The following is a 21,037-nucleotide window of genomic DNA, read 5'->3' as shown; positions in this document are numbered from 1 at the left end:
GGTCCCACACTGCGGGCATGGAGCAAAACGCCGACCCCGCGGCCGTCACGCCCGCACAGCAGTCGAGTGAGTTGCTGGGGTATCCGCCCGATACGCGGCTGCTGATCGTCAACTGCGATGACTTCGGCATGTATCCAGCGATCAACGCCGCGGTGATCGAGTCGATCGGAGAGGGCATCGCCAGTTCATGCAGTCTGATGGTCCCGTGCCCCGCGGCGCCGCAGGCCATGGAATTGCTCAGTCGACGGCCGAGGATCCCGTTCGGCATCCATCTCACCCTGGTGTGCGAGATGCCCGACTGCCGGTGGGGGCCGATCGCCGCCCGGGAACGCGTTCCCTCGCTGCTGGACCCCGCGGGTGAACTGTTCCCGCCGACGCCCGCCGGACGGACGGCTCTGCTCGGCCAGGCCCGGCTCGAGGAGATCGAGCTCGAGTTCCGGGCCCAGATCAATGCCGTCGCCGACGCCGGGCTCACGCCGACCCATCTGGACTTCCACTGCCTGGCCGATGGCGGCCGCGACGACATCCTCGACCTGACGGTGGGGCTGGCCGCCGAATACGGCCTCGCGGTCCGGGTCTGGCTCGAACCCGCGCGCCAGAGGATGCGGCGCCGCGGGCTGCCGGTCACCGACAACGACTTTCTGGATAGCTTCTCGCTCGCCATCGAAGGAAAGGCGGCCCGATACGTTCAGATGCTGCGCGACCTGCCTGCCGGGCTCAATGAATGGGCGGTGCACCCGAGTATGGGAGACAAGGAGTCGCTGTCCGTCGACGAGTGCTGGCGCGTGCGCCGGACGGACTACGAGTTCCTGATATCGCCGCAGGCCCGTGAAGTTCTCCAGCAGGAGGATATAGCCGTGATCGACTACCGGACGATCCAGCACGTCTGGGGCACAACCATGCGGCCGGAGAGGCCCGCGGCCTTTACTCGGCGTGTGCCAGGGCCTTGATGAGCTCTTTTGCCAGAGGGCCCGCGGAAGCCGGATTCTGCCCGGTGAAGAGATTGCGGTCCGCGACCGTATAGGGCTCCCAGGCGGGACCCCGCGAGTACTGGGTGGGCAGCGTCTTCAGCTCGTCCTCCAGCAGCCACTTGGCTTTGTCGGCGAGACCGACGCCGGCCTCCTCTTCGTTGCAGAAACCCGTCAGACGGTAGTCGGCGAAGGGAGTGTCGCCGTTCGCGTCACGGGTGGCGAGGAGAGCGGCGGGGGCGTGGCAGACAATGCCGAGCGGATTGCCGGAAGCGAGTGCCTTCCGCAGCAGTGCCCCGGAGTCGGGGTCGACCGAGAGGTCTTGCATCGGGCCGTGGCCTCCGGGGTAGTAGACCGCGTCATAGTCCTCGAGGCGCACGTCCGTGAGGGAGATGGGGTGCCGCAGCTCATCCGCCGACTCGATGACGGCCTCCTCCTGGAGGGCATTCTCCTCGCCGCCCGCCATGCGGGGTTCCAGGCTCATCGTGTCGACAACGGGGACGACCCCATTCGGAGTCGCCACGGTGACCTCGTGTCCGGCGCCGGTGAATACGCTGTAGGGCGCCACAAACTCCTCGGCCCAGTAGCCGGTGGGGTGTCGGTGTCCGTCTTTCAGGGTCCAATAGCTCGCGCCGGTCAGTACGCACAGAATCTTGGCCATGAGGCGCTCCTCTGAAGCCGTTGCCCTGAAAAGGGCCCGCGTCCTAAATTGCGCATATGCAGCAAGTCTGGGCGGGTGGGTGGGAGGCTGCAACTCGGGGCCGAGCTGCCCCCAGGCGAGGCGATCAGGAGCTTCGCCGGACCACACCGCGCTGCTCGTATTCCATGATGGACTCGACGCTTATGGCGATGGATGCCCCGCACTCGCGGGTGATCATCCATAGCGCCAGATCGATTCCGCTGGTGACACCGCCCGCGGTCACCAGGTTCCCGTCGTCGACGACTCGTGCGTCGATCACCTTGCCTCCCTGGGCGGCCAGATCGGCCTTGGCGAGGTGGTGTGTCGTGCACGGGCGGCCTCTGGTCAAGCCTGCGGCGGACAGCACCATGACTCCTGTGCAGACACCGGCGACGATGACTCCGGCCTGCTGTGCCCGTACGAGGTCCCGTAGGACATCCGGATCGTTGATCAGCTGGTCGCCGCCGCCCGGCACGATCAGAAGATCGGTGTCGGTGGGTTCCCATGCGGCCGGCACCGTGACTTTGGTGCCGAAGAAGCATGTCACCTCGCCAGGAGCCGATGGCCGCACCAGTGTCGTTCGTATCTGGCCGCCCGCCGCCTCAGCGTGCCCGAGGACGTCACGCGGCCCGATGAAGTCCTGCTCCTCCACCCCGTCGTACAGGAGGATCTGAACGCGTAGAGGCATCGGCTTGGTCTCCTTGGTCGGTGGAGCGCCCGCAGATGCCGCGGGCGCTGCGAGGGCCCGACCGAACCGAGACCGGCAGTCGCGGCTGACCGTTGGTCACGTTCGGCCCACATCGCTCTTCGGGAGCGCCGGCCTGCCCTACAAGTCGGCTGCGCCGGTCGGATAGTTCCCGTCCGGCCATCCCCCGCTACGAAGGCGAGGTGGACATGAGTGAGGCGCCAGGGTCAAGGAAGACCTCTGGCGCCCCACCCGCGGCCGAGCCGCTCAGTCGTGACGTAGAGCCTCAACGATCGCTGCCCAGACGGCTCGCGCCGTCAGGGATACCGCGAAGCGCTCCACGAGACTGCCGCGCCACCTTTTTCCCTTTTTGACGGACGACCTGAAGAAGCCGACCACCATCACCACCACCTCCCAGGGGTTCCACCCACCGCCCTCTGCGATAGGCCCGTCCCTCCCCCTTCGGGGGCAGGCCAACCTGACAGCGGTGAGGAACCACGCCTCGTCCGTGGTGACAGACTCCAAGGTACAACCAGGGCTAAATGATCGGTAGTTGACGCAGAGGCAGCGCGGCTCACCGACACGGGCGCCAAGCGGCCGTGACCGGCCCGACAGTGCCTAAGCTTTCGCCGTGAACGACACGACACCTGGCATACACGTCAGATCAGGCAGCCTGGCCGACGCACCGGCCATCCTGGACATGCTCGACTCCGCGGTGGCCTGGATGAACGCTCGGGGCAACACCGAACAGTGGGGCACGACGCCGTATTCGCAGAAGACAGGCGGGGTGGCGCGGGTCCAGCGGTACACGACCGAGAATGCCCCGTATATCGCGGAGTTGGACGGGACGCCTGTCGGAGCTGTGGTGCTGGACTCCGGGCCCAGCCCGCAGATGCCGATCGCACCGGCCGGGGAACCCGAGCGATACGTCCGGCTGCTGGTCTCCGACCGACAACACGCCGGCCTGGGCATCGGGGCGGCACTGCTGGCCCATGCCGTCGAGGAGACCCGGCGGGCCGGCGTGGGGCTGCTGCGGGTCGACTGCTGGGCGGGCGGCGGGGGCGAACTGGTCGCGTTCTACGAGCGCAACGGTTTCACCGCCACCGACCGGTTCCTGTTCGGGGCCTGGCCTGGACAGGTGCTGGCCCGGCGGGTCGACTGACCGCACAGGCAGGGCGGGACACCGCGCCACAGTGGCATCACGTGGCACCACTAGAGGCGCCAGAGTGGCCGAGCGCTCTACATGGCGCCGCATTGACGCAATCCGATACCAGCACATTCCCCCAGGTCAGGGCCGCCCGATGACCCCCGGCTCACGACCACCCCTCTCACCGCCTTGCGCGTGGCGCCACGATGGTGCCACTATGGCGCCATGGACCTCACGCCGTATGTCGACAACCTCCGCCGCGAACTCGCGGTGGCCGCCGAAGCGGGCGGCGAAGAAGCCCGCGAGCTGGCCGACCGGCTCACCGCTCCCCTGGAGTCGGCGACCCGGCTGACGATGCTCAATGTGCTCTCCGCCGCGATGGACGAGATCACCCGTGAACTCGCCCCCGGCTCGGTCGACGTTCGGCTGCGCGGGCTCGACCCCGACTTCGTGGTGACGCGGCCGGCGGGCGACGAGGCGTACGAGGGCAAGAGCGGGCCCGCCGAGCCGCTCAAGGCACCGGCCCCGGCACCCGCAGACGGCGACGACGGCGGCACCGCCCGCGTCAATCTGCGACTGCCGGCCCACCTCAAGGCGCGCGCCGAGGAGGCCGCGAACCGCGAGGGCCTGTCGGTCAACGCGTGGCTGGTACGAGCCGTGTCGGCCGCGGTCGACGGCGGCACCCCGTCACGTACGACGGTGCAGCCCCGCGCCACCCGCACCGTCGGGCAGAGCTTCACGGGCTGGGTGCGCTGACCGCGCCCCGCCTACGCCACTTCACCCACCCCACTTCGCCCACATCACGTCCCACCAGCAGGGACGCCACGAAGACCCAAGAGGACGGGACAGCCATGCCTTCTTTCGATGCTCCTTTCGACACTCCCGAACCGATCTCGGTCACCGCCCATGTGGAAGCGGGATCCATCCGGTTCATCGCCGCCGACCGGCTCGACACCCTCGTCGACGTGCGGCCCCGCGACCCGAAGAAGGACCAGGACGTACGGGCGGCAGAACAGTCCGAAGTGCGGTACGCGAGTGGCCTGTTGACCATCAGGACACCCAAGCAGCGCTATCTCATCGGGCGCACCGGCACCGTCGACGTGACGGTCGAACTGCCCACCGGCTCGCAGGTGGAGATGACCGGCGCCTGGGCCCAGGTGCACGGCGAGGGGCGGCTCGGCGAGGTCCGGGTGAAGACCTCGTCGGGCGATGTCCGCCTCGACACCACCGGGCCGCTGCACCTGATCGCGTCCCACGGCACCATCACCGTGGACCGCGTCGAGGGGCCCGCCGAGATCACCACCAGCTCCGGCAGCCTGCGCGTCGGTGCCATCGGCGGCGCGGCCGTCCTGAAGAACTCCCACGGCACCACGACCGTCGGCGACGCCCTGGGCGATCTGCGGGTGAGCGGCGCCAACGGCGACATCTTCATCGAGCACGCCGAGGGCTCGGTCACCGCCACCACCGCCCACGGCGCCGTCCGCGTCGATGAGGTCGCGCGTGGCACCGTCCAGTTGGAGACCTCCTACGGCGCCATCGATGTCGGCATCCTCGAGGGCACGGCCGCCTGGCTCGACGTCAGCTCGAGCGCCGGCCAGGTGATCAACGCGCTCACCGCGTCCGAGAGCCCGGACAAGTCCGAGGACACCGCCGAGGTCAGGGCCCGCACCCGCTTCGGCAACATCAACATCCGCCGCGCCCGGGCCTGACCCGCCCCCTCTCCCGACAACAAAGATCATTTCACCGCTCACCACGCCTTCGAAGGGGAGGGCCCCATGCATTCATCTGTCATGCCCACGTCCAGGGAGAGCGGCGGCCAGCAGCCGCCCGCCGCCGTCTCCACCGCCGACCTGCGCAAGTCGTACGGCGACAAGACCGTCCTCGACGGCATCGATCTGCGCATCCCGTCCGGCTCCGTGTTCGCGCTGCTCGGGCCGAACGGCGCCGGAAAGACCACCACCGTGCAGATCCTGTCCACGCTGATCGCGGCCGACGGCGGCCAGGCCCAGGTCGCGGGCCACGACGTCGCCACCTCACCGGAGGGAGTGCGCGCCGCGATCGGCGTCACCGGGCAGTTCGCCGCACTCGACGACCTGCTCACCGCCGAGGAGAACGTGCTCCTCATGGCCGATCTGCTGCGCCTGGGCAAGCGCGAAGGACGCAGGCGGGCCAAGGAGCTGCTGGAGCGGTTCGACATCGGGGACGTCGCGCACAAGCGCGCCGCCTTCTTCTCCGGCGGTATGCGGCGCCGGCTCGACCTCGCCATGACACTGGTCGGCGAGCCGCAGGTGATCTTCCTCGACGAGCCGACCACCGGGCTCGACCCGCGCAGCCGCCGCACCATGTGGGAGACCGTGCGCTCACTGGTCGCCGACGGCGTCACCGTCTTCCTCACCACCCAATACCTGGAAGAGGCCGACCAGCTGGCGGACCGGATCGCCGTGCTCGACGGCGGCCGGATCGTCGCCGAGGGCACCGCCGACGAGCTCAAGGCGCAGATCCCCGGCAGCCATGTACGCCTGCGGTTCACCGACCCCGACGAGTACGAGCGCGCGGCCGCCGCCTTCCCCGGGACGGCCCGGGACGATGAGCAGCTCGCCCTGCGCATCGCGGGCGACGGCGATCTCGACGCGCTGCGCGCCCTGTTCGACCGGCTCGACGCCGCCGGTATCCGCGCCGCCGACTTCTCCGTGCACACCCCCGACCTCGACGACGTGTTCCTCGCCCTGACCGGCGACGGCAGCACCAACCCCGCGCTCCCCGCGAAGGAGACCCTGCGATGAGCACGCTCACCTACGCCGTGCACGACTCGATGACGATGCTGCGGCGCAATATCAAGCACGCGCTGCGCTATCCGGGCGTCTCGCTGGGCGCCTCCATGATGCCCATCATGATGCTGCTGCTGTTCGTATACGCCTTCGGCGACTCGATCGGCTCCGGTATGGGCGGCGGCCGGGACGCGTATCTGAACTATCTGACGCCCGGCATCATCATCATGGGGGTGGCCGCCGGCTCGATGTCGACCTCGATCGCGGTCTGCACCGATATGACCGAGGGCATCATCAACCGCTTCCGCACCATGAACATCACGCGCTCGTCGTTCATGACGGGCCATGTCGTCGGCAGCGTCCTCACGACGATGGTGAGCCTCGTCCTGGTCGTGGGCGTCGCCCTCGCCATCGGCTTCCGCCCGGACGCCAACCCGCTGGAGTGGCTGGCCGCCGCCGGTCTCCTCACGGCCATCGCGTTCGCCGTGACGTGGCTGTCGTGCGCGCTCGGCCTGATCTCCAAGACGGTGGAGTCCGCGAGCAACAAGCCATTGCTGGTCCAGTTCCTGCCGTTCCTCGGCTCCGCGTTCGTACCGGCCGAGTCGATGTCCCCGGGCCTGCGCTGGTTCGCCGAGTACCAGCCGTTCACGCCGATGACCGAGACACTGCGCGGCCTGCTCTCCGGCTCGGAGATCGGCAACGACGGCTGGATCTCGCTCGCCTGGTGCGCCGGGATCGCCCTGGTCGGCTACGTCTGGTCACGCTCGCTCTTCAACAGCAACACCAAGCACTGAGCACCGGAACACGCCCGGGCGGGGTGCCCACTCACTGACAGGGAGTGAGCACCCCGCCCGTGCATGTCCGCGCTCAGGGCCCACCGTGGCCTCCGAGCACCGCGCGCAGCCCCGGGTCTCGTATCACCGCGATCGGCCCATCGGTGTCGGTCCGCAGCACGGTGGCTCCCTGGGCGCGCAGGGAGGCGATGGTGCGGGGCGACGGATGGCCGTAGGGGTTGTCGGCGCCGCAGGAGATCAAGGCGAGGCGGGGTCTGAGGCGTCGGAGCAGGTGCGGGTCCTGGTAGGCGGAGCCGTGGTGGGCCACCTTGAGGACATCGACCTCGGGGAGGATGGGGTGCGCCGTCTGCAGGGCCTGCTGGGCCGGGGGCTCCAGGTCGCCGAGGAGGAGCAGGGTCAGGCCTGCCGTGCGGACGAGGAGGGTGACGCTCGCGTCATTCGGCCCCTCGGCCCCGGCCGGGGCGGGCGGCGGGGCGGGCCACACGACCTCCCAGGACAGCGGGCCGAAGCGCCGCCGCTCCCCCGGCACCGCCGCGATAACCGGGACATGCGCCGACCGGGCCCTGTGCCGAACGAACTCGGCCTGGCCGGGCGGCTCTTCCAGACCGGTCGTCTCGATGGCGCCGACCGCGCGCCCGCGTAACGCACCGGTCAGCCCGGCCACATGGTCGGCGTGGAAGTGGGTCAGGACCAGCAGCGGGATCCGGACGACGCCCAGCGAACGAAGACAGCGGTCGACGGCCCGCGGCTCGGGCCCGGTGTCCACGACGACGGCCGTACCGGGCCCCGCGGCCAGGACGAGGGCGTCACCCTGACCGACATCGCACGCCACCATCCGCCAACCGGGCGGTGGCCAGCCGGTGATGATCCGGGCCAGGGGTGCCGGGCGTACGACGGCCAGCAGCACCAGCAGGGCGCACACGGCGCACAGCAGGCGGTGCCGCAACAGTCGGCGGCCGACGAGGACCACGGCCAGGGTGACGACGGCCAGCAGCAGCGCGCCGGTCCAGCCGTCCGGCCAGTCCGCCTCGGCCCCGGGCAGCGCCGCACCGGTGCGGGCCACCTGGGCGATCCACCCGGCGGGCCAGCCCGCCGACCAGGCGATCCACGCGGCGACCGGCGGCACGACGGCGGCCGCCGCGAGCGCGGCGAACCCGAGGACGGTGGCGGGGGCGACCGCCACCTCCGCGATGAGTTTGCAGGGGATCGCCACCAGGCTCACCCGCGCGGCCATGGCCACCACGACCGGTGCGCAGACCGCCTGGGCCGCGGCGGCGGCCGCCAGCGCCTCGGCCACCCGGGGCGGTACGCCACGGCGCCGCAGGGCCGCGCTCCACCCCGGCGCGATGGTGAGCAGGGCGCCGGTGGCCAGGGCGGAGAGCAGAAAGCCGTAGCTCCGGGCCAGCCACGGGTCGTAGAGCACCAGCGCGAGGACGGCGGCGGCCAGGGCCGGGAGCAGGGAGCGGCGGCGGCCGGTGCCGAGGGCGAGCAGCGTGATCAGCCCGCAGGCGGCGGCGCGCAGCACACTGGGATCGGGTCTGCAGACGATGACGAAGGCGAGCGTGAGCCCGCCGCCGAGGAGGGCGGTGGTCCGCAGCCGGATGCCGAGCGCGCCCGCGAGACCGCGCCGCTCGGCCCGCCCGGCGAGCTGCGGCGGACCCGTGAGCAGGGCGAGCACCAGCGTCAGATTGCTACCGGAGACGGCCATGAGATGAAGCATGTCCGTGGCCCGGAACGCCTCGTCCAGATCGGGCGGCACCCGTGAGGTGTCCCCCACGACCAGTGCCGGAAGCAATGCCCGCGCGTCCGGGGAGAGTCCGTCGGTCGCGGTGCGCAGCCCGGCGCGCAGCCGCCCGGCCAGCCGCTGGACCGCGCTGGGCGGGACCGTTACTCGCGGGGGCCCGCCGCCGTTCACGCGCACCACGGCCGCTATACGGTCCCCGTCGCGCAGCGGCGGCACCAGGCGGCCGTGGACACGCAGACGGGTGGACGGCAGCAGCCCGAGCCAGGCTGTCCGTCCCTTACCGGCCCTCGGGTGGACCGTCACCAGGACGGGGGCGCGGGTGGTGGTCGTGGTGCCGCCGGGGCCGGTGACCCGGCCTGCCTCGGCCTCCAGGACCACGGACGCGGGCGCGAGCGCCGCGCCCCGCACACGTGGCCGGGTGAGCCGTGGATCCCCCGTGACCGTCACCTCGGCGGTGGCCTCCGCGTACTCCCGGGCCAGCGCGGGCACCGGGCCGCGGCGTACGTCCGCCCCGTGCAGCCCGGCGACCGTCCCCGCGGCGGCCCCGCACAACAGCACGGCCGCCACCGCCCCCGCCGTACGACGCCCACGCCACGCGGCGGTGCTTTGCGGCGAAGTGGCTTGCCGCCGCGGCACATTGTGGACTTCGCCGGTGCCCGGACGCCTGTGGGCCCCGGGTGCGGCATTGGGCGCGGCACCGGGCGACCGGTCGGCCGCCGGCGGCGACGCCTTCCGCTCCCGCTGCCGAGACACGGCGCCGCGCGGCCGCGCCGGGGTGGGTTCGAGCGCCCGTCCGCCGTCCGGGAGGGGCACCGGCGAGGGCATGTCCAGGCCGCGCCGGGGACGGGGTGCGCCGCGCCGTCGTCCACCCGATGTCGGGGCTCGTCGGCGGGCCCCGATGAGCAGGGTGGCCGCCACGAGGGAGGCTGCCGTGCAGGCGAGGGCCACCACGTGGGCCGGTGCGTCCAGGGCGAGAGCCGCGGCCGCCCAGGCGGCCAGGGCCGGGGGCACGAGGCGGAGGTCGGGTGGGCCCTCCTGCTGTGGCTGTGACGCACCGCGCGAGGACGCGGCCGCCTCATGGACCGGGGCGCGGGTCCGCGGGGGCCTCGCGACCGTCATGGCCGGACCAGCGGACGCAGATCGGCGAACCGGCGCTCACCGATGCCATTCACCTCGCGGAGTTCATCGATGGAGCGGAAACCTCCGTGCTGGGTGCGGTAGTCGATGATGTGCCGGGCCAGGACGGGGCCGACCCCCGGGAGGGTGTCGAGCTGTTCGGCGGTCGCGGAGTTGAGGCTGACCGAGCCACCGGGCGCCCCGGGGTCAGCCGGTGCGTTCGCGCCGTTGGCCACGTTCGGGTCACTGGGCGCGTTCGGGCCGTTGGGTGCGTTCGGTACGCCAGCGGCCGGATCGGCGACCGCACCCGGTGCGGGTGGTCCGCCCGCGGGGGCACCGACAACGATCTGCTCCCCGTCCACCAGCGGCCGGGCCCGGTTCAGCCCGCTCAGGTCGGCGCCCGGCCGTACTCCACCCGCCGCTTCGAGGGCGTCGGCGACCCGCGCCCCGGGCGGCAGCTTCCGCAGCCCCGGGCGACGGACCTTGCCGGTCACATCCACCACGACCGTGCGACCGCCGCCGGACGGGGTGAGCCGTCCCCGGGGCATCGGGCCGGGTTCCGAGGGCGCGGCGCGCGGGGGCTCCGGATCCGGTGCGCGCACGGTCTGGGGACGGCCGGTCCAGAAGTGATACGCCGCGAAGGCCACCGCGGCGAGCAGGGCGACCGCCAGGGCGGCGACCGTTCTCAGCTCCATACCGCAGCGCAGCTGAAGCCACACCGGCAGCCGCTCGCGCAGGGCGAGCTTTACCCGATCGCGGCGACGCAGCGGACCGCCCCCGAGCTCGTCCTCAGATGCCTCCTCGGACGGCGCATTGCGCGCATCCCCGGGCGGCTCCTCGTTCCTTACCTCCCCGCTCCGTACCTCCTCCGCCTCCGCAGCCGACGCTCCCCTGGCCAGCAGCTCCTCGTCCCGGGCCCTCGCAACGCCCCTCGGCCCGGCCCGGCTGCCCAGGGCGATCGACCCGACCGCGATCGGGGCCGCCGACGGTGTGGAGAAGAGCGCCGCCACTCGGCCGGCGCGTGCGGGGGTGATGGGCTGGGTCTGGCGGTGGGTGCTGCGGTGGTGGCCTCCAGCGCGGGACGAATCGATACCGGACGGCGGGCGTGGGCGGCGGCCCGCCCCGCCGCCGCGATGACGGCCGCGCCCCGGACCCGCGGTTACTGTGCGTGATCGTGTCCTCATGCACCCGACGGTAGGCACAAGCGGCCGATCGCGCCGAACCGCTTCAATTCCCGGGAATAACCCCCAGGTTGTGGATAACTCCGGCACCCCACCGAGTGAGGAGCGTTGCCGAAGTACCGCCCACCCTCCGCTACCGCGGAGAGACCACCGCCCCCAGCAGCCCCGGCCCGGTGTGGGCCCCGATCACCGCGCCCACCTCGCTCACATACAGCTCCGCCAGCCCCGGCACCCGGTCCCGCAACCGCTCCGCGAGCGCCGCCGCCCGTTCGCCCGCCGCCAGGTGCTGCACCGCGATGTCCACCGGGCTCCGGCCGGCCCGCTCCACCACGATCTCCTCGAGCCGGGCGATGGCCTTCGATGCGGTGCGGACCTTCTCGCGCAGCTCGATCCGCCCCTCGTCGAGCTGCAGCAGCGGTTTGACCGCGAGCGCCGAGCCGAGCAGGGCCTGGGCCGCGCCGATCCGGCCGCCGCGCCGCAGATAGTCGAGGGTGTCGACGTAGAAGTAGGCGGCGGTGCCGTCGGCCCGTTTCTCCGCCGCCGCCACGGCCTCGTCCAGCGTGCCGCCGCCCTCCGCCGCCTCGGCCGCCGCCAGCGCGCAGAAACCGAGCGCCATCGCGACCATTCCGCTGTCCACCACCCGTACCGGAACGGGCGCGTCCTGTACCGCGAGCGCCGCCGCGTCGTAGGTGCCGGAGAATTCGGCCGACAGATGGAGGGAGACGATGCCCGTCGCGCCCTGCTCGGCGGCGGCCCGGTAGGCGGCCGCGAACATCTCCGGACTGGGCCGGGACGTCGTCACCGGCTTCCGCTTCTGCAACGCCTGCGCGAGGGACCGGGCCGAGATCTCGGTGCCTTCTTCCAGGGCCCGGTCTCCGAGCACGACCGTCAGCGGCACCGCGGTGATGCGATGCCGCTCCATCGCATCCTGCGGCAAGTAAGCCGTTGAATCGGTCACGATCGCGACATGGCGGGACATGACTGGGAGGTTATCGGGGGATGGAGCCCGCCGACAGCGCGACCCCAGCTGATGATCAATTGCCTTACCCATCATGCCCTGTTCAGACGTGGCTCAGTTCCTGCTCTCGGGCCGGGTTCCGGGGTCTCAGGTCGGAGGTGTGGGGTCCCGGGCCGGATGGTGGGGCTCAGGCCGTGTTCTCGGGACGGCGGGACTGCTGCCAGGGCTTCTGCCACGCCTGGGGCTCCGTCTGGGGCCTCGCCCCGAGCGACGGCCGCGTCGGCTCCGGCTCCCGCCCCGCCTCGGGCCCCGATCCCGCCCCCGCCTCAGGCCGAGACCCTGCCTCAGGCCGCGCCCCCGCCTCGGGCGCCGGCCACGACCCCGCATCCGTCCGCGGCTCCTCCGGCTCCACCGCCGTCCAATGCCGCAGCGCCCCGGCCTCCATCTCGATCTCGCGGTTCAGCGAGTCCAGGTCGTCGTGCGCAAACCGCTGCGTCCGCTCCTGCACAGCCCAGCGCAGCGAGTCGGCGGAGTGGGTGATCCGCTCCGTACGCTGCCGCAGATCGGGCAGCAGGGCGGCGAGGCGGGACTTGTCGGGCTCCTGCTCCAGCCGCTTCAGATCCGCTTCCAGATCCTGGGCATGGGCGCTCAGCCGCTGGAACAGGACCAACGACTCCGACAACGACTGGTCTTGCGGGGCGGCCGCCTGCAGCGCCTGGCTGGTGGCGCGCATCGAGCCGCGCAGGGAGAGCCGCAACTGGGCGAGCTCACCGACCGCGCCCGGCTGCGCGAACTGCCGGGCCCGGAGTCTGGTCTCCTCCACGGTGCGGCGGGCCTGGAGCACGGTGCGGTCGATGCCGCGCTTGGCCGCCCTGACCGCGCGAACGGCCGCATACACCCCCGCCAGCATGATCAGGACGAAAAGCAGCAACAGGATCCAGATGGCTTCCATGTGCGCTCCTTGGGGCGGCGGTCACGGCACGGTGGCGGTCGTCCTCTCAGCGTAAACGCGCCGGGCGGGCCAGAGGTTCCTGACGAACCCCCAACCCGCCCACATGTGGCACTCCCCGGATGGGACGGCCCTTACAGCCCGGCCCGGCCCCCGCCCCGCATCACGCCGGAACGATATTGACCAGCTTCGGCGCCCGCACGATGACCTTACGGATGCCCGCGCCGTTCAGCGCCGCCACGACCGCCGGGTCACCCAGCGCCAGCGCCTCCAGCTCTTCGTCCGAGACCGAGGGCGCGACCTCCAGCCGGGCCTTGACCTTGCCCTTGACCTGGACCACACAGGTGACGGTCTCGTCCACGACATACGCCGGGTCGGCGACCGGGAAGGGCTCGTGGACGACGGAGGCGGTGTGGCCCAGCCTGCGCCACAGCTCCTCGGCGACATGCGGGGCCAGCGGCGAGATCAGCAGCACCAGCCCTTCGGCCACCGACCGGGGCACCTCGCGCACCTTGGTGACGTGGTTGTTCAGCTCGGTGATCTTGGCAATGGCGGTGTTGAAGCGCAGGCCCTCCATGTCCTGCCGGACGCCGTCGATCGCCTTGTGCAGGGCGCGCAGCGTGGCCTCGTCGGGCTCGGTGTCGACGACGGTGACCTCACCGGTGCCCTCGTCGACGACATTGCGCCACAGCCGCTGCAGCAGCCGGTACTGGCCGACCACGGCGCGGGTGTCCCAGGGCCGCGAGACATCCAGCGGGCCCATGGCCATCTCGTACAGCCGCAGGGTGTCGGCCCCGTACTCGGCGCAGATCTCGTCCGGCGTGACGGCGTTCTTCAGGGACTTTCCCATCTTGCCCAGCAGCCGGGTGACCTGCTCGCCCTCGTACCAGTAGGCCCCGTCCCGCTCCTCGACCTCGGCGGCCGGGACGGCGATACCGCGACTGTCCCGGTAGACATACGCCTGGATCATGCCCTGGTTGTACAGCTTGTGGAACGGCTCGACCGAGGAGACATGTCCCAGGTCGAACAGCACCTTGGACCAGAACCGGGCGTACAGCAGATGCAGCACCGCATGCTCGGCGCCGCCGACGTACAGGTCGACACCGCCGTGCGGCTGTCCCTCGCGCGGCCCCATCCAGTAGCGCTCGGTCCCGGGGTCGACCAGCCGCTCGCTGTTGTGCGGGTCCAGGTAGCGCAGCTCGTACCAGCAGGATCCGGCCCAGTTGGGCATGGTGTTGGTCTCGCGGCGGAACGGCCGCGGCCCGCGCCCGTCGCCCAGATCCAGTACCACGTTGACCCAGTCCTCGTTCCGGGACAGCGGGGTCTCCGGGGAGGTGTCGGAGTCGTCCGGGTCGAAGGTGCGCGGCGAGTAGTCCTCGACCTCGGGCAGCTTCAGAGGCAGCATCGACTCGGGCAGGGCGTGGGCCACACCCTCCTCGTCGTAGACGATCGGGAACGGCTCGCCCCAGTAGCGCTGCCGGCTGAACAGCCAGTCGCGCAGCCGGTAGTTGACGGTGCCCTCGCCGATGGCGTGGGATTCCAGCCATTCGGTGATGCGTGCCTTGGCCTCGACGACGCCCAGCCCGTCCAGTGATACAGACTCCCCCGTCGAGTTGACGATCTTCGCGTCGTACGAGGCGAAGGCGTCGTCCCAGGTGGACGGGTCCGTGCCGCGGTCGTCGGACGGCTCCACGACGCAGCGCATGGGCAGCTCGAAGGCGCGGGCGAAGGCGAAGTCACGGCTGTCGTGCGCCGGAACGGCCATGATCGCGCCGGTGCCGTAGCCCATCAGGACGTAGTCGGCGATGAAGACGGGCACCTGCTCGCCGCTGACCGGGTTGATGGCATACGCACCGGTGAAGACGCCGGTCTTCTCCTTGACCTCGGCCTGCCGCTCGACGTCGGACTTGGCCGCGGCCTGCTTGCGGTAGGCGTCGACGGCCTGGGACGGGGTGGCGTGGCCACCGGTCCAGGCGTCGCGGGTGCCCTCGGGCCATGCGTCCGGGACGATCTCGTCCACCAGGCCGTGCTCGGGCGCCAGGACCATATAGGTGGCGCCGAACAGGGTGTCCTGGCGGGTGGTGAAGATCGTGATCTTGGCGTCGGTGTGGTCGGTCACCGGGAAGTCGACCCGGGCGCCCTCGCTGCGGCCGATCCAGTTGCGCTGCTGCAGCTTGATGGCCTCGGGCCAGTCCAGCTCGTCCAGGTCGTCCAGCAGCCGGTCGGCGTAGGCGGTGATGCGCATGTTCCACTGGCGCAGCTTGGCCTTGAAGACCGGGAAGTTGCCGCGCTCGGAGCGGCCATCCGCGGTGACCTCTTCGTTGGCCAGCACGGTGCCCAGGCCGGGGCACCAGTTGACGGGCGCGTCCGAGGCGTAGGCCAGGCGGTATTCGCCCAGGATGTCGGCGCGCTCGGACTCGGTCAGCTCAGCCCAGGGGCGGCCGTCGGGGGTCGGGCGCTCACCCGAGGCGAACTGCTGGACCAGGGTGTCGATGGGGCGCGCGGTCTTCGCCTCCGGGTCGTACCAGGAGTTGAAGATCTGCAGGAAGATCCACTGGGTCCACCGGTAGTAGTCCGGGTCGATCGTCGCGAAGGAGCGGCGCTGGTCGTGACCCAGGCCCAGACGGCGCAGCTGCCGCCGCATGTTCTCGATGTTGGCCTCGGTGCTGACCCGCGGGTGGGTGCCGGTCTGCACCGCGTACTGCTCGGCGGGCAGGCCGAAGGCGTCGAAGCCCAGGGTGTGCAGGACGTTGTGGCCCGTCATGCGGTGGTAGCGGGCGAACACATCGGTGGCGATGTAGCCCAGCGGATGACCCACGTGCAGCCCCGCGCCCGAGGGGTACGGGAACATGTCCATGACGAACTTCTTGGGCCGGGCGACGGCCTCGGCGTCGCCGGCCAGATCCCCGCCCGGGTTGGGCGCCTCATACGTGCCGTGCGCGTCCCAGAAGTCCTGCCAGCGGGCTTCGATGTCGGCGGCCAAGGCGGCCGTGTAGCGGTGCGGCGCGGCCACCTCGGCCGCGGCATTGGTCTCGCTCATGGTCCTCAAAGCTCCATCGGTCGTCTCTGCCTGCGGCAACGCAGCGGATCCCTCACGCTTCCGAAACAAAAAGACCCCTCACACAGGAGGGGACGCCGCGCTGATGCCGACCGGGGCTGTTCTCGGTCGGTACTAGTCAGCGCGGCCCGCTAAGCAGAAGGCGTACGGCACGCATGGAGCCAGGTTACCGCAGGGCACTGACGGCCCGCACGGAGGTGACCCCCGTCACGCACGACGAAAAGCGGGCCGTCCTTGCCGGACGACCCGCCTCCTTGATGTGGAGCTAAGGAGAATTGAACTCCTGACCTCCTGCATGCCATGCAGGCGCTCTACCAACTGAGCTATAGCCCCAGGTCTTGCTCCGCCCGGTTTCCCTGGCGGCGACGCCTACATTACACGGACGCCCCGGCCTTCCGCCAAATCGATTACCCGGGGGCCGGAGCAGAGCCCCGTTACGCCGTCGCGAACGAATAGAAACGCTTCAGCGTGCAGTGCTCGTCGAGGAGCCGACCATAGATCGGCTCCCCTTCGAGCTCGCGGTAGGTCTCAATGGGATCGCCCCTGATGATCAGCGCCCGCGCGCACTCCGCACACCAATACTGGTAGTCGGAGTTGAGCGGCTCCATGTCGCGGACGATCGGTGTGCCGGTGCCGCACCAGTCGCACTTCCGGCTGTGGGCTCCCATCTCACTCAGCTCCAGCTATGGCCACAGGCCGTACACACGTAGGAAACACCACCGTTGTCACCGAGGACCTGGGCCACATGCGCGGAGCCGCAGGACGGGCACACGATGCCCGCTCGTGCCCTGCGGGACGGGTCCTCGATCGCATCGAGGATGCTGGTCCGCATCCCACCTGCCCTCCCCATCGGACGTGTCGGCCCCATCCCCCTCCGGCCGTCCGATTCTGCCACGGGACGACGCGCAGGTCAGCGGAGATTCCCCACTCGTCTCACCAGACTCATCAGTACTCCGCACAGTGCGGCCCCGGCCAAGGCGACGCAGGTCACCCACAGGGCGTCCGCGGAGGCACCCGCACTGGGCACCGTACCGTCCGCCGCGCCCAGGAACACGGCCCCGAAGACCGCGACGCCGGTGAGCAGGCCGAGTTGAGCCGCTGTCACCAGAACCCCGCTGGCGTCCGCCGCGTCCTGCTGCCTTACGGTCGCCAACGTCCGTGTGAGCAAGGGGCTGTAGGCGAACGAGAGCCCCGCGCCGGAGGCCGTAAGGGCGACGAGCAGCCAGGGGCCGCCGTCCGATCCATCGCGCAGTACCAGACCGGTCCCGGCGAACGAGGCGGCGGCCAGCAGGAATCCGCCCGGTACCGCCACGGTCTGCCAGCGCGCGGGCAGTCGCTGCCAGTTGAGGCCGACGACGCCGAACGCGACCGCCGTGGGGACGAACGTCAGCCCCGCCCGCAGCGGGCTGTAGCCGAGCCCGCCCTGCACATGCAGGGTCATGGCGAACAGGAAGCCCGCGTTGGCCGCCATCCCCAGCGCGATACGGATCACCGCGAGCGGCATCCCCGGTGCCCGCACCACCCGCGGGGAGATCAGCGGCGCACCGCCGCGCCGGGCCAGCCGTGTCTCGTACGCGGCGAAGAGCGCCACGAGGACCGCGCTCAGCCCCAGCGCGATCCAGCCCCACAACGGCCAGCCCCGCTCCTGCCCGAGCACCAGCGGCACGGTGAACAGCAGCACGGCCGCCGCGAGCAGCACCAGACCGGGCAGGTCCAAGCCGGGCAGGCGCGGGCCGCTCCGGCGGGCGTCCGGGCCCTCCGCGCGGGAGCGCGGCGGACCGGCGGGACGCGGCGGACCGGCGGGTTCGTGCAGCAGCCGCGGCCCGAGGACCAGCAGCAACAGCCCGATCGGCACGTTCACCAGAAAGACCGGGCGCCAGCCGGAGCCGAGGAGGTCGGCCTCGACCAGCGCCCCGCCCACGATCTGCCCGCCGGCCGCGCCGGACGCCAGCACCGCGGCGTACGCGCCCAGCGCCCGCGCCCGCGAACCGCCCGTGAACGTCCGCTGGATCAGGCTCAGCACCTGCGGAAGCATCAGCGCGGCGCCCGCGCCCTGGACGAGCCGGAAGGCGATCAGCTGCCCGGTGGTGGCGGCCAGCCCGCAGGCGAGCGAGGCGCCGGTGAAGACCGCGAGCCCGGTCAGGAACATCCGCCGGTGGCCGATCAGGGCGCCCAGCCGCGCGCCGGTGATCAGCAACACGGCGTAGGAGATGGTGTAGCCCGCGATGACGAGCTGCAGCCCGGCGCCGGAGGCGTGGAGATCGGCGCGGACGGTCGGGGCGGCGATATTGACGATGAAGACGTCGAGGACGGCCATGAGCTGGCCGGTGAGCACGATCGCGAGCAGCCAGCCGGGGCGCGGCGCCCGCCGGCCGCTGACAGCCGGGCCCCGGCTGGCCCGGCTGTCAGCGGCCGGGGTGTCTGTGGCCGGGTTGTCTGTGGCCCGGCTCTCCGCGACCCGGTTGTCAGTGGCCTCGCCTTTACTGGATCCACCGAGGTCCCCCATCGGAGGAAGGGTGGTCGGGGTGGTGTGTCTCATGGACCGAGCCTGTGGCCGGGCCGATACCGGTAACGAGAGCCCGCCAATGCTGGTAGTGGCAGCACCTGGCAGCCGCCCGCCGCCCCCGGGACCATGGGACGGTGCGGCCGGACGGCCAGGGGGATGCGGGGAGCGACGATGACTGCGAACACTCGGCGCAGACGGCCCGAGCTGGCCGCCTTCCTGCGCAGCCGCCGCGCCCGGGTGACCCCCGCCGACGTGGGCATGGCGCCCGGCCTGCGGCGCCGCACCCCGGGGCTGCGCCGCGAGGAGGTCGCCCAGCTCTCCGGCGTCGGCGTGACCTGGTACACGTGGCTGGAGCAGGGCCGCCCGATCAACGCGAGCGTGCAGGTGCTGGACGCGATAGCGCGCACCCTGCGGCTGGACCGGGTCGAGCGCGAGCACCTCTACCACCTGGCCGAGGTGCCGTATGTGCCGAACCGGGAGGGCGAGCCACGGACGGTGGGCCCGGAGGTGCGGGGCATCATCGAGGCGCTCGACCCGCTCCCCGCGGTGGTCTACAACGCCCGCTACGACGTCCTGACCGCCAACGCCGCGTACGGCGGCCTCTTCCCGGCCATGCTGCTCTCCCCCGCCTCCGAGCGGAACGCCCTGTGGCAGCTGTTCGTGGCCCACCGCTGCTGTGCCCCGTATGTGAACCTCGATGAGGAGCTGCCGCTCCTGGTGGCCACGCTGCGCGGCGGCTACGGACGCCATGTGGGCGAGCCCGCGTGGGAGCACTTCATCGCCCGGCTGCTGGAAGCGAGCGACGACTTCGCCCGGCTGTGGCGGAGCGGGGACGTCGCGCCGCCGGGCTCCCGGATCAAGGTGGTGCGGCATGCCTCGGTCGGCGAGATCCGGCTGACCTCGACCTCGATGCTGGTCAGTGGGGCACCGGAGACCCGGGTCGTGGTCTACACCCCCTGCGACGAGGAGAGCCGAGACCACATCCGGCGGCTGCGCACCCTTCATGACCCGCTGATCGGCTGCCCGGTGCACGCCAAGCCGCTCTCGGTGATGCGGGCGGAGAGAGCCGCGGCCGAGGAGACGGTCCCGGCGGTGGAAAGAGCCGCCGGAAGCGGCGATCCCGCCTCCCTGTGAGGGAGACGGGATCGTGGATCTGTGGAGCTAAGGAGAATTGAACTCCTGACCTCCTGCATGCCATGCAGGCGCTCTACCAACTGAGCTATAGCCCCGCTCTTCTCGGCGCCGAAGCGCTTCGAACGAGAAGGAGCATAGCCGGTGACCTGCCGGAAAAGGAAATCCGCTCAGTCGTCGTCGCCGAGCACCGGCTCGGGCAGCGATCCGGCGTTGTGCTCCAGCAGCCGCCAGCCCCGCGCCCCCTCGCCCAGAACGGACCAGCAGCAGTTGGACAGGCCGCCCAGCGCCTCCCAGGTCCGGGGCTCCAGGCCGAGCAAATGGCCGATGGTGGTACGGATCGTGCCGCCGTGGCTGACCACCACGAGCGTGCCGCCGTCCGGCAGCTTGTCGGCGCTCTCCAGCACCACCGGCGCCGCCCGGTCGGCGACCTCGGTCTCCAGCTCACCGCCACCACGCCGGACCGGCTCGCCGCGCTTCCACGCCGCGTACTGCTCGCCGAAGCTCTCGATGATCTCCTCGTGGGTCAGCCCCTGCCACGCGCCCGCGTAGGTCTCCCGCAGCCCCGCGTCATGCATGACCGACAGCCCCGTGACGGCGGACAGCTCGGCGGCCGTGGCCGCCACCCGCTTCAGATCGGAGGCGATGATCGCGTCCGGCTTCAGGGCGGCCAGCAGCCGGGCCGCCCGGTGCGCCTGCGCGACACCGGTGTCGGTGAGCTCGATGTCCAGAGAGCCCTGGAAACGCCGCTCTACGTTCCAAGCGGTCTGGCCGTGGCGCCACAGGACGATGCGGCGGCCACGGCCGCCTTGCGTGCCGTTCAGCTCAGCTCACCGCCCGCGCCGCCGTCCGCGGCCTGCGCCTGTGCGTACTCCTGCCCCTTGCCGCGGGTGGCCTCGGCGTCGGCCGGGAGCTCCAGCTGCGGGCAGTCCTTCCAGAGCCGCTCCAGGGCATAGAACACCCGCTCCTCGCTGTGCTGGACATGCACCACGATGTCCACGTAGTCCAGCAGCACCCAGCGGGCCTCACGGTCGCCCTCGCGGCGCACCGGCTTGGCGCCCAGGTCCTTGTTCAGCCGCTCCTCGATCTCGTCGACGATCGACTTGACCTGGCGGTCGTTGGGGGCCGAGGCCAGCAGGAAGGCGTCGGTGATGGAGAGCACGTCGCTGACGTCGTACGCGATGATGTCGTGCGCGAGCTTGTCGGCGGCCGCCTGGGCGGCGGCGTTGATGAGCTCGAGGGAGCGGTCCGTGGCGGTCACAGGCAAAGCTTTCGGTCGGTGTTACCTCGAAGGTCTGGCTTCCCCCAGGATCTCACGCCCCACCGTCACGCCGGATGGCCGTTCCTCGGCCG

Annotated in this window: 18 protein-coding genes and 2 tRNA genes; 7 read left to right on the top strand and 13 right to left on the bottom strand. The window is 71.3% G+C overall.

Going from position 1 to position 21,037, the window contains the following annotated elements; genetic code table 11:
- Positions 1-17: 17 nt before the first annotated feature.
- Positions 18-950 (top strand): polysaccharide deacetylase family protein, encoded by a 933-nt coding sequence (locus ACFYOY_RS17095; protein WP_351882502.1) that lies wholly within the window; start codon positions 18-20, stop codon positions 948-950.
- On the opposite strand, the gene ACFYOY_RS17090 is transcribed toward ACFYOY_RS17095, so the two are convergent.
- Together ACFYOY_RS17090 and ACFYOY_RS17085 are read right to left on the bottom strand one after the other, a co-directional pair.
- Entirely contained in the window at positions 925-1,629 is a 705-nt protein-coding gene (locus ACFYOY_RS17090; protein WP_388587777.1) for a type 1 glutamine amidotransferase domain-containing protein, read from the bottom strand. The genes ACFYOY_RS17095 and ACFYOY_RS17090 overlap by 26 nt on opposite strands.
- A 124-nt stretch (positions 1,630-1,753) precedes the next feature.
- Positions 1,754-2,335, bottom strand: coding sequence for a DJ-1/PfpI family protein (locus ACFYOY_RS17085; protein ID WP_351882498.1), 582 nt, complete (start codon positions 2,333-2,335; stop codon positions 1,754-1,756).
- 628 nt (positions 2,336-2,963) lie between these two features.
- Between ACFYOY_RS17085 and ACFYOY_RS17080 the strand changes: the two genes are divergently transcribed.
- From ACFYOY_RS17080 to ACFYOY_RS17060, 5 genes are all read left to right on the top strand, one after another.
- Positions 2,964-3,494 (top strand): GNAT family N-acetyltransferase, encoded by a 531-nt coding sequence (locus ACFYOY_RS17080; RefSeq protein WP_351882496.1) that lies wholly within the window; start codon positions 2,964-2,966, stop codon positions 3,492-3,494.
- Between the two features lie 210 nt (positions 3,495-3,704).
- Positions 3,705-4,235: a hypothetical protein gene (locus tag ACFYOY_RS17075; RefSeq protein WP_351882494.1), complete on the top strand. Its 531-nt coding sequence runs from the start codon at positions 3,705-3,707 to the stop codon at positions 4,233-4,235.
- A gap of 95 nt (positions 4,236-4,330) precedes the next feature.
- Positions 4,331-5,188, top strand: coding sequence for a DUF4097 family beta strand repeat-containing protein (locus tag ACFYOY_RS17070; RefSeq protein WP_351882492.1), 858 nt, complete (start codon positions 4,331-4,333; stop codon positions 5,186-5,188).
- Positions 5,189-5,269: 81 nt separating this feature from the next.
- On the top strand, positions 5,270-6,262 hold the full coding sequence (locus ACFYOY_RS17065) for an ATP-binding cassette domain-containing protein (RefSeq protein WP_351882490.1): 993 nt from the start codon (positions 5,270-5,272) through the stop codon (positions 6,260-6,262).
- Positions 6,259-7,041, top strand: coding sequence for an ABC transporter permease (locus tag ACFYOY_RS17060; protein ID WP_351882488.1), 783 nt, complete (start codon positions 6,259-6,261; stop codon positions 7,039-7,041). The genes ACFYOY_RS17065 and ACFYOY_RS17060 overlap by 4 nt, the downstream gene beginning before the upstream one ends.
- A gap of 73 nt (positions 7,042-7,114) precedes the next feature.
- Here ACFYOY_RS17060 and ACFYOY_RS17055 read toward each other — a convergent pair whose 3' ends face one another.
- The 8 genes from ACFYOY_RS17055 to ACFYOY_RS17020 form a co-directional block, all read right to left on the bottom strand.
- The gene (locus ACFYOY_RS17055) at positions 7,115-9,904 is read right to left on the bottom strand and encodes a ComEC/Rec2 family competence protein (protein WP_388587772.1); all 2,790 of its coding nucleotides are present in this window, start codon (positions 9,902-9,904) and stop codon (positions 7,115-7,117) included.
- Entirely contained in the window at positions 9,901-11,085 is a 1,185-nt protein-coding gene (locus ACFYOY_RS17050) for a ComEA family DNA-binding protein (protein ID WP_351882484.1), read from the bottom strand. Before ACFYOY_RS17050 ends, ACFYOY_RS17055 begins: the two co-directional genes overlap by 4 nt.
- Before the next feature lie 130 nt (positions 11,086-11,215).
- Positions 11,216-12,061, bottom strand: coding sequence for a DegV family protein (locus ACFYOY_RS17045; RefSeq protein ID WP_388587769.1), 846 nt, complete (start codon positions 12,059-12,061; stop codon positions 11,216-11,218).
- Positions 12,062-12,227: 166 nt separating this feature from the next.
- Positions 12,228-12,992 (bottom strand): hypothetical protein, encoded by a 765-nt coding sequence (locus ACFYOY_RS17040; protein WP_351882480.1) that lies wholly within the window; start codon positions 12,990-12,992, stop codon positions 12,228-12,230.
- A gap of 160 nt (positions 12,993-13,152) precedes the next feature.
- Positions 13,153-16,029 carry a leucine--tRNA ligase gene (leuS, locus tag ACFYOY_RS17035; protein ID WP_351882478.1) on the bottom strand — a complete coding sequence of 959 codons (2,877 nt, stop codon included), beginning with the start codon at positions 16,027-16,029 and terminating at the stop codon, positions 13,153-13,155.
- 278 nt (positions 16,030-16,307) lie between these two features.
- Positions 16,308-16,380: transfer RNA gene (locus ACFYOY_RS17030), tRNA-Ala, on the bottom strand.
- 101 nt (positions 16,381-16,481) lie between these two features.
- Positions 16,482-16,715 (bottom strand): hypothetical protein, encoded by a 234-nt coding sequence (locus ACFYOY_RS17025; protein WP_030835565.1) that lies wholly within the window; start codon positions 16,713-16,715, stop codon positions 16,482-16,484.
- A 242-nt stretch (positions 16,716-16,957) separates the two neighbouring features.
- Entirely contained in the window at positions 16,958-18,586 is a 1,629-nt protein-coding gene (locus ACFYOY_RS17020) for an MFS transporter (protein ID WP_388587765.1), read from the bottom strand.
- Between the two features lie 138 nt (positions 18,587-18,724).
- Here ACFYOY_RS17020 and ACFYOY_RS17015 point away from each other — a divergent pair, with 138 nt between their 5' ends.
- Positions 18,725-19,687: a helix-turn-helix transcriptional regulator gene (locus ACFYOY_RS17015; RefSeq protein ID WP_388587762.1), complete on the top strand. Its 963-nt coding sequence runs from the start codon at positions 18,725-18,727 to the stop codon at positions 19,685-19,687.
- 22 nt (positions 19,688-19,709) lie between these two features.
- Here the strand turns inward: ACFYOY_RS17015 and ACFYOY_RS17010 are convergent.
- The 3 genes from ACFYOY_RS17010 to rsfS all read right to left on the bottom strand — a co-directional run bounded on the left by ACFYOY_RS17010 (position 19,710) and on the right by rsfS (position 20,945).
- Positions 19,710-19,782: transfer RNA gene (locus ACFYOY_RS17010), tRNA-Ala, on the bottom strand.
- Between the two features lie 72 nt (positions 19,783-19,854).
- Entirely contained in the window at positions 19,855-20,508 is a 654-nt protein-coding gene (locus tag ACFYOY_RS17005; protein ID WP_388587978.1) for a histidine phosphatase family protein, read from the bottom strand.
- On the bottom strand, positions 20,505-20,945 hold the full coding sequence (rsfS, locus tag ACFYOY_RS17000; protein ID WP_351882474.1) for a ribosome silencing factor: 441 nt from the start codon (positions 20,943-20,945) through the stop codon (positions 20,505-20,507). The genes ACFYOY_RS17005 and rsfS overlap by 4 nt, the downstream gene beginning before the upstream one ends.
- Positions 20,946-21,037: the final 92 nt, after the last annotated feature.

The organism is Streptomyces sp. NPDC007875, assembly GCF_042868035.1.
In the GTDB taxonomy this organism is placed as follows: Bacteria; Actinomycetota; Actinomycetes; order Streptomycetales; family Streptomycetaceae; genus Streptomyces; species Streptomyces antimycoticus.
Note: the sequence above shows the minus strand (reverse complement) of the source record. Positions and strands in the feature narration are given on the sequence as shown.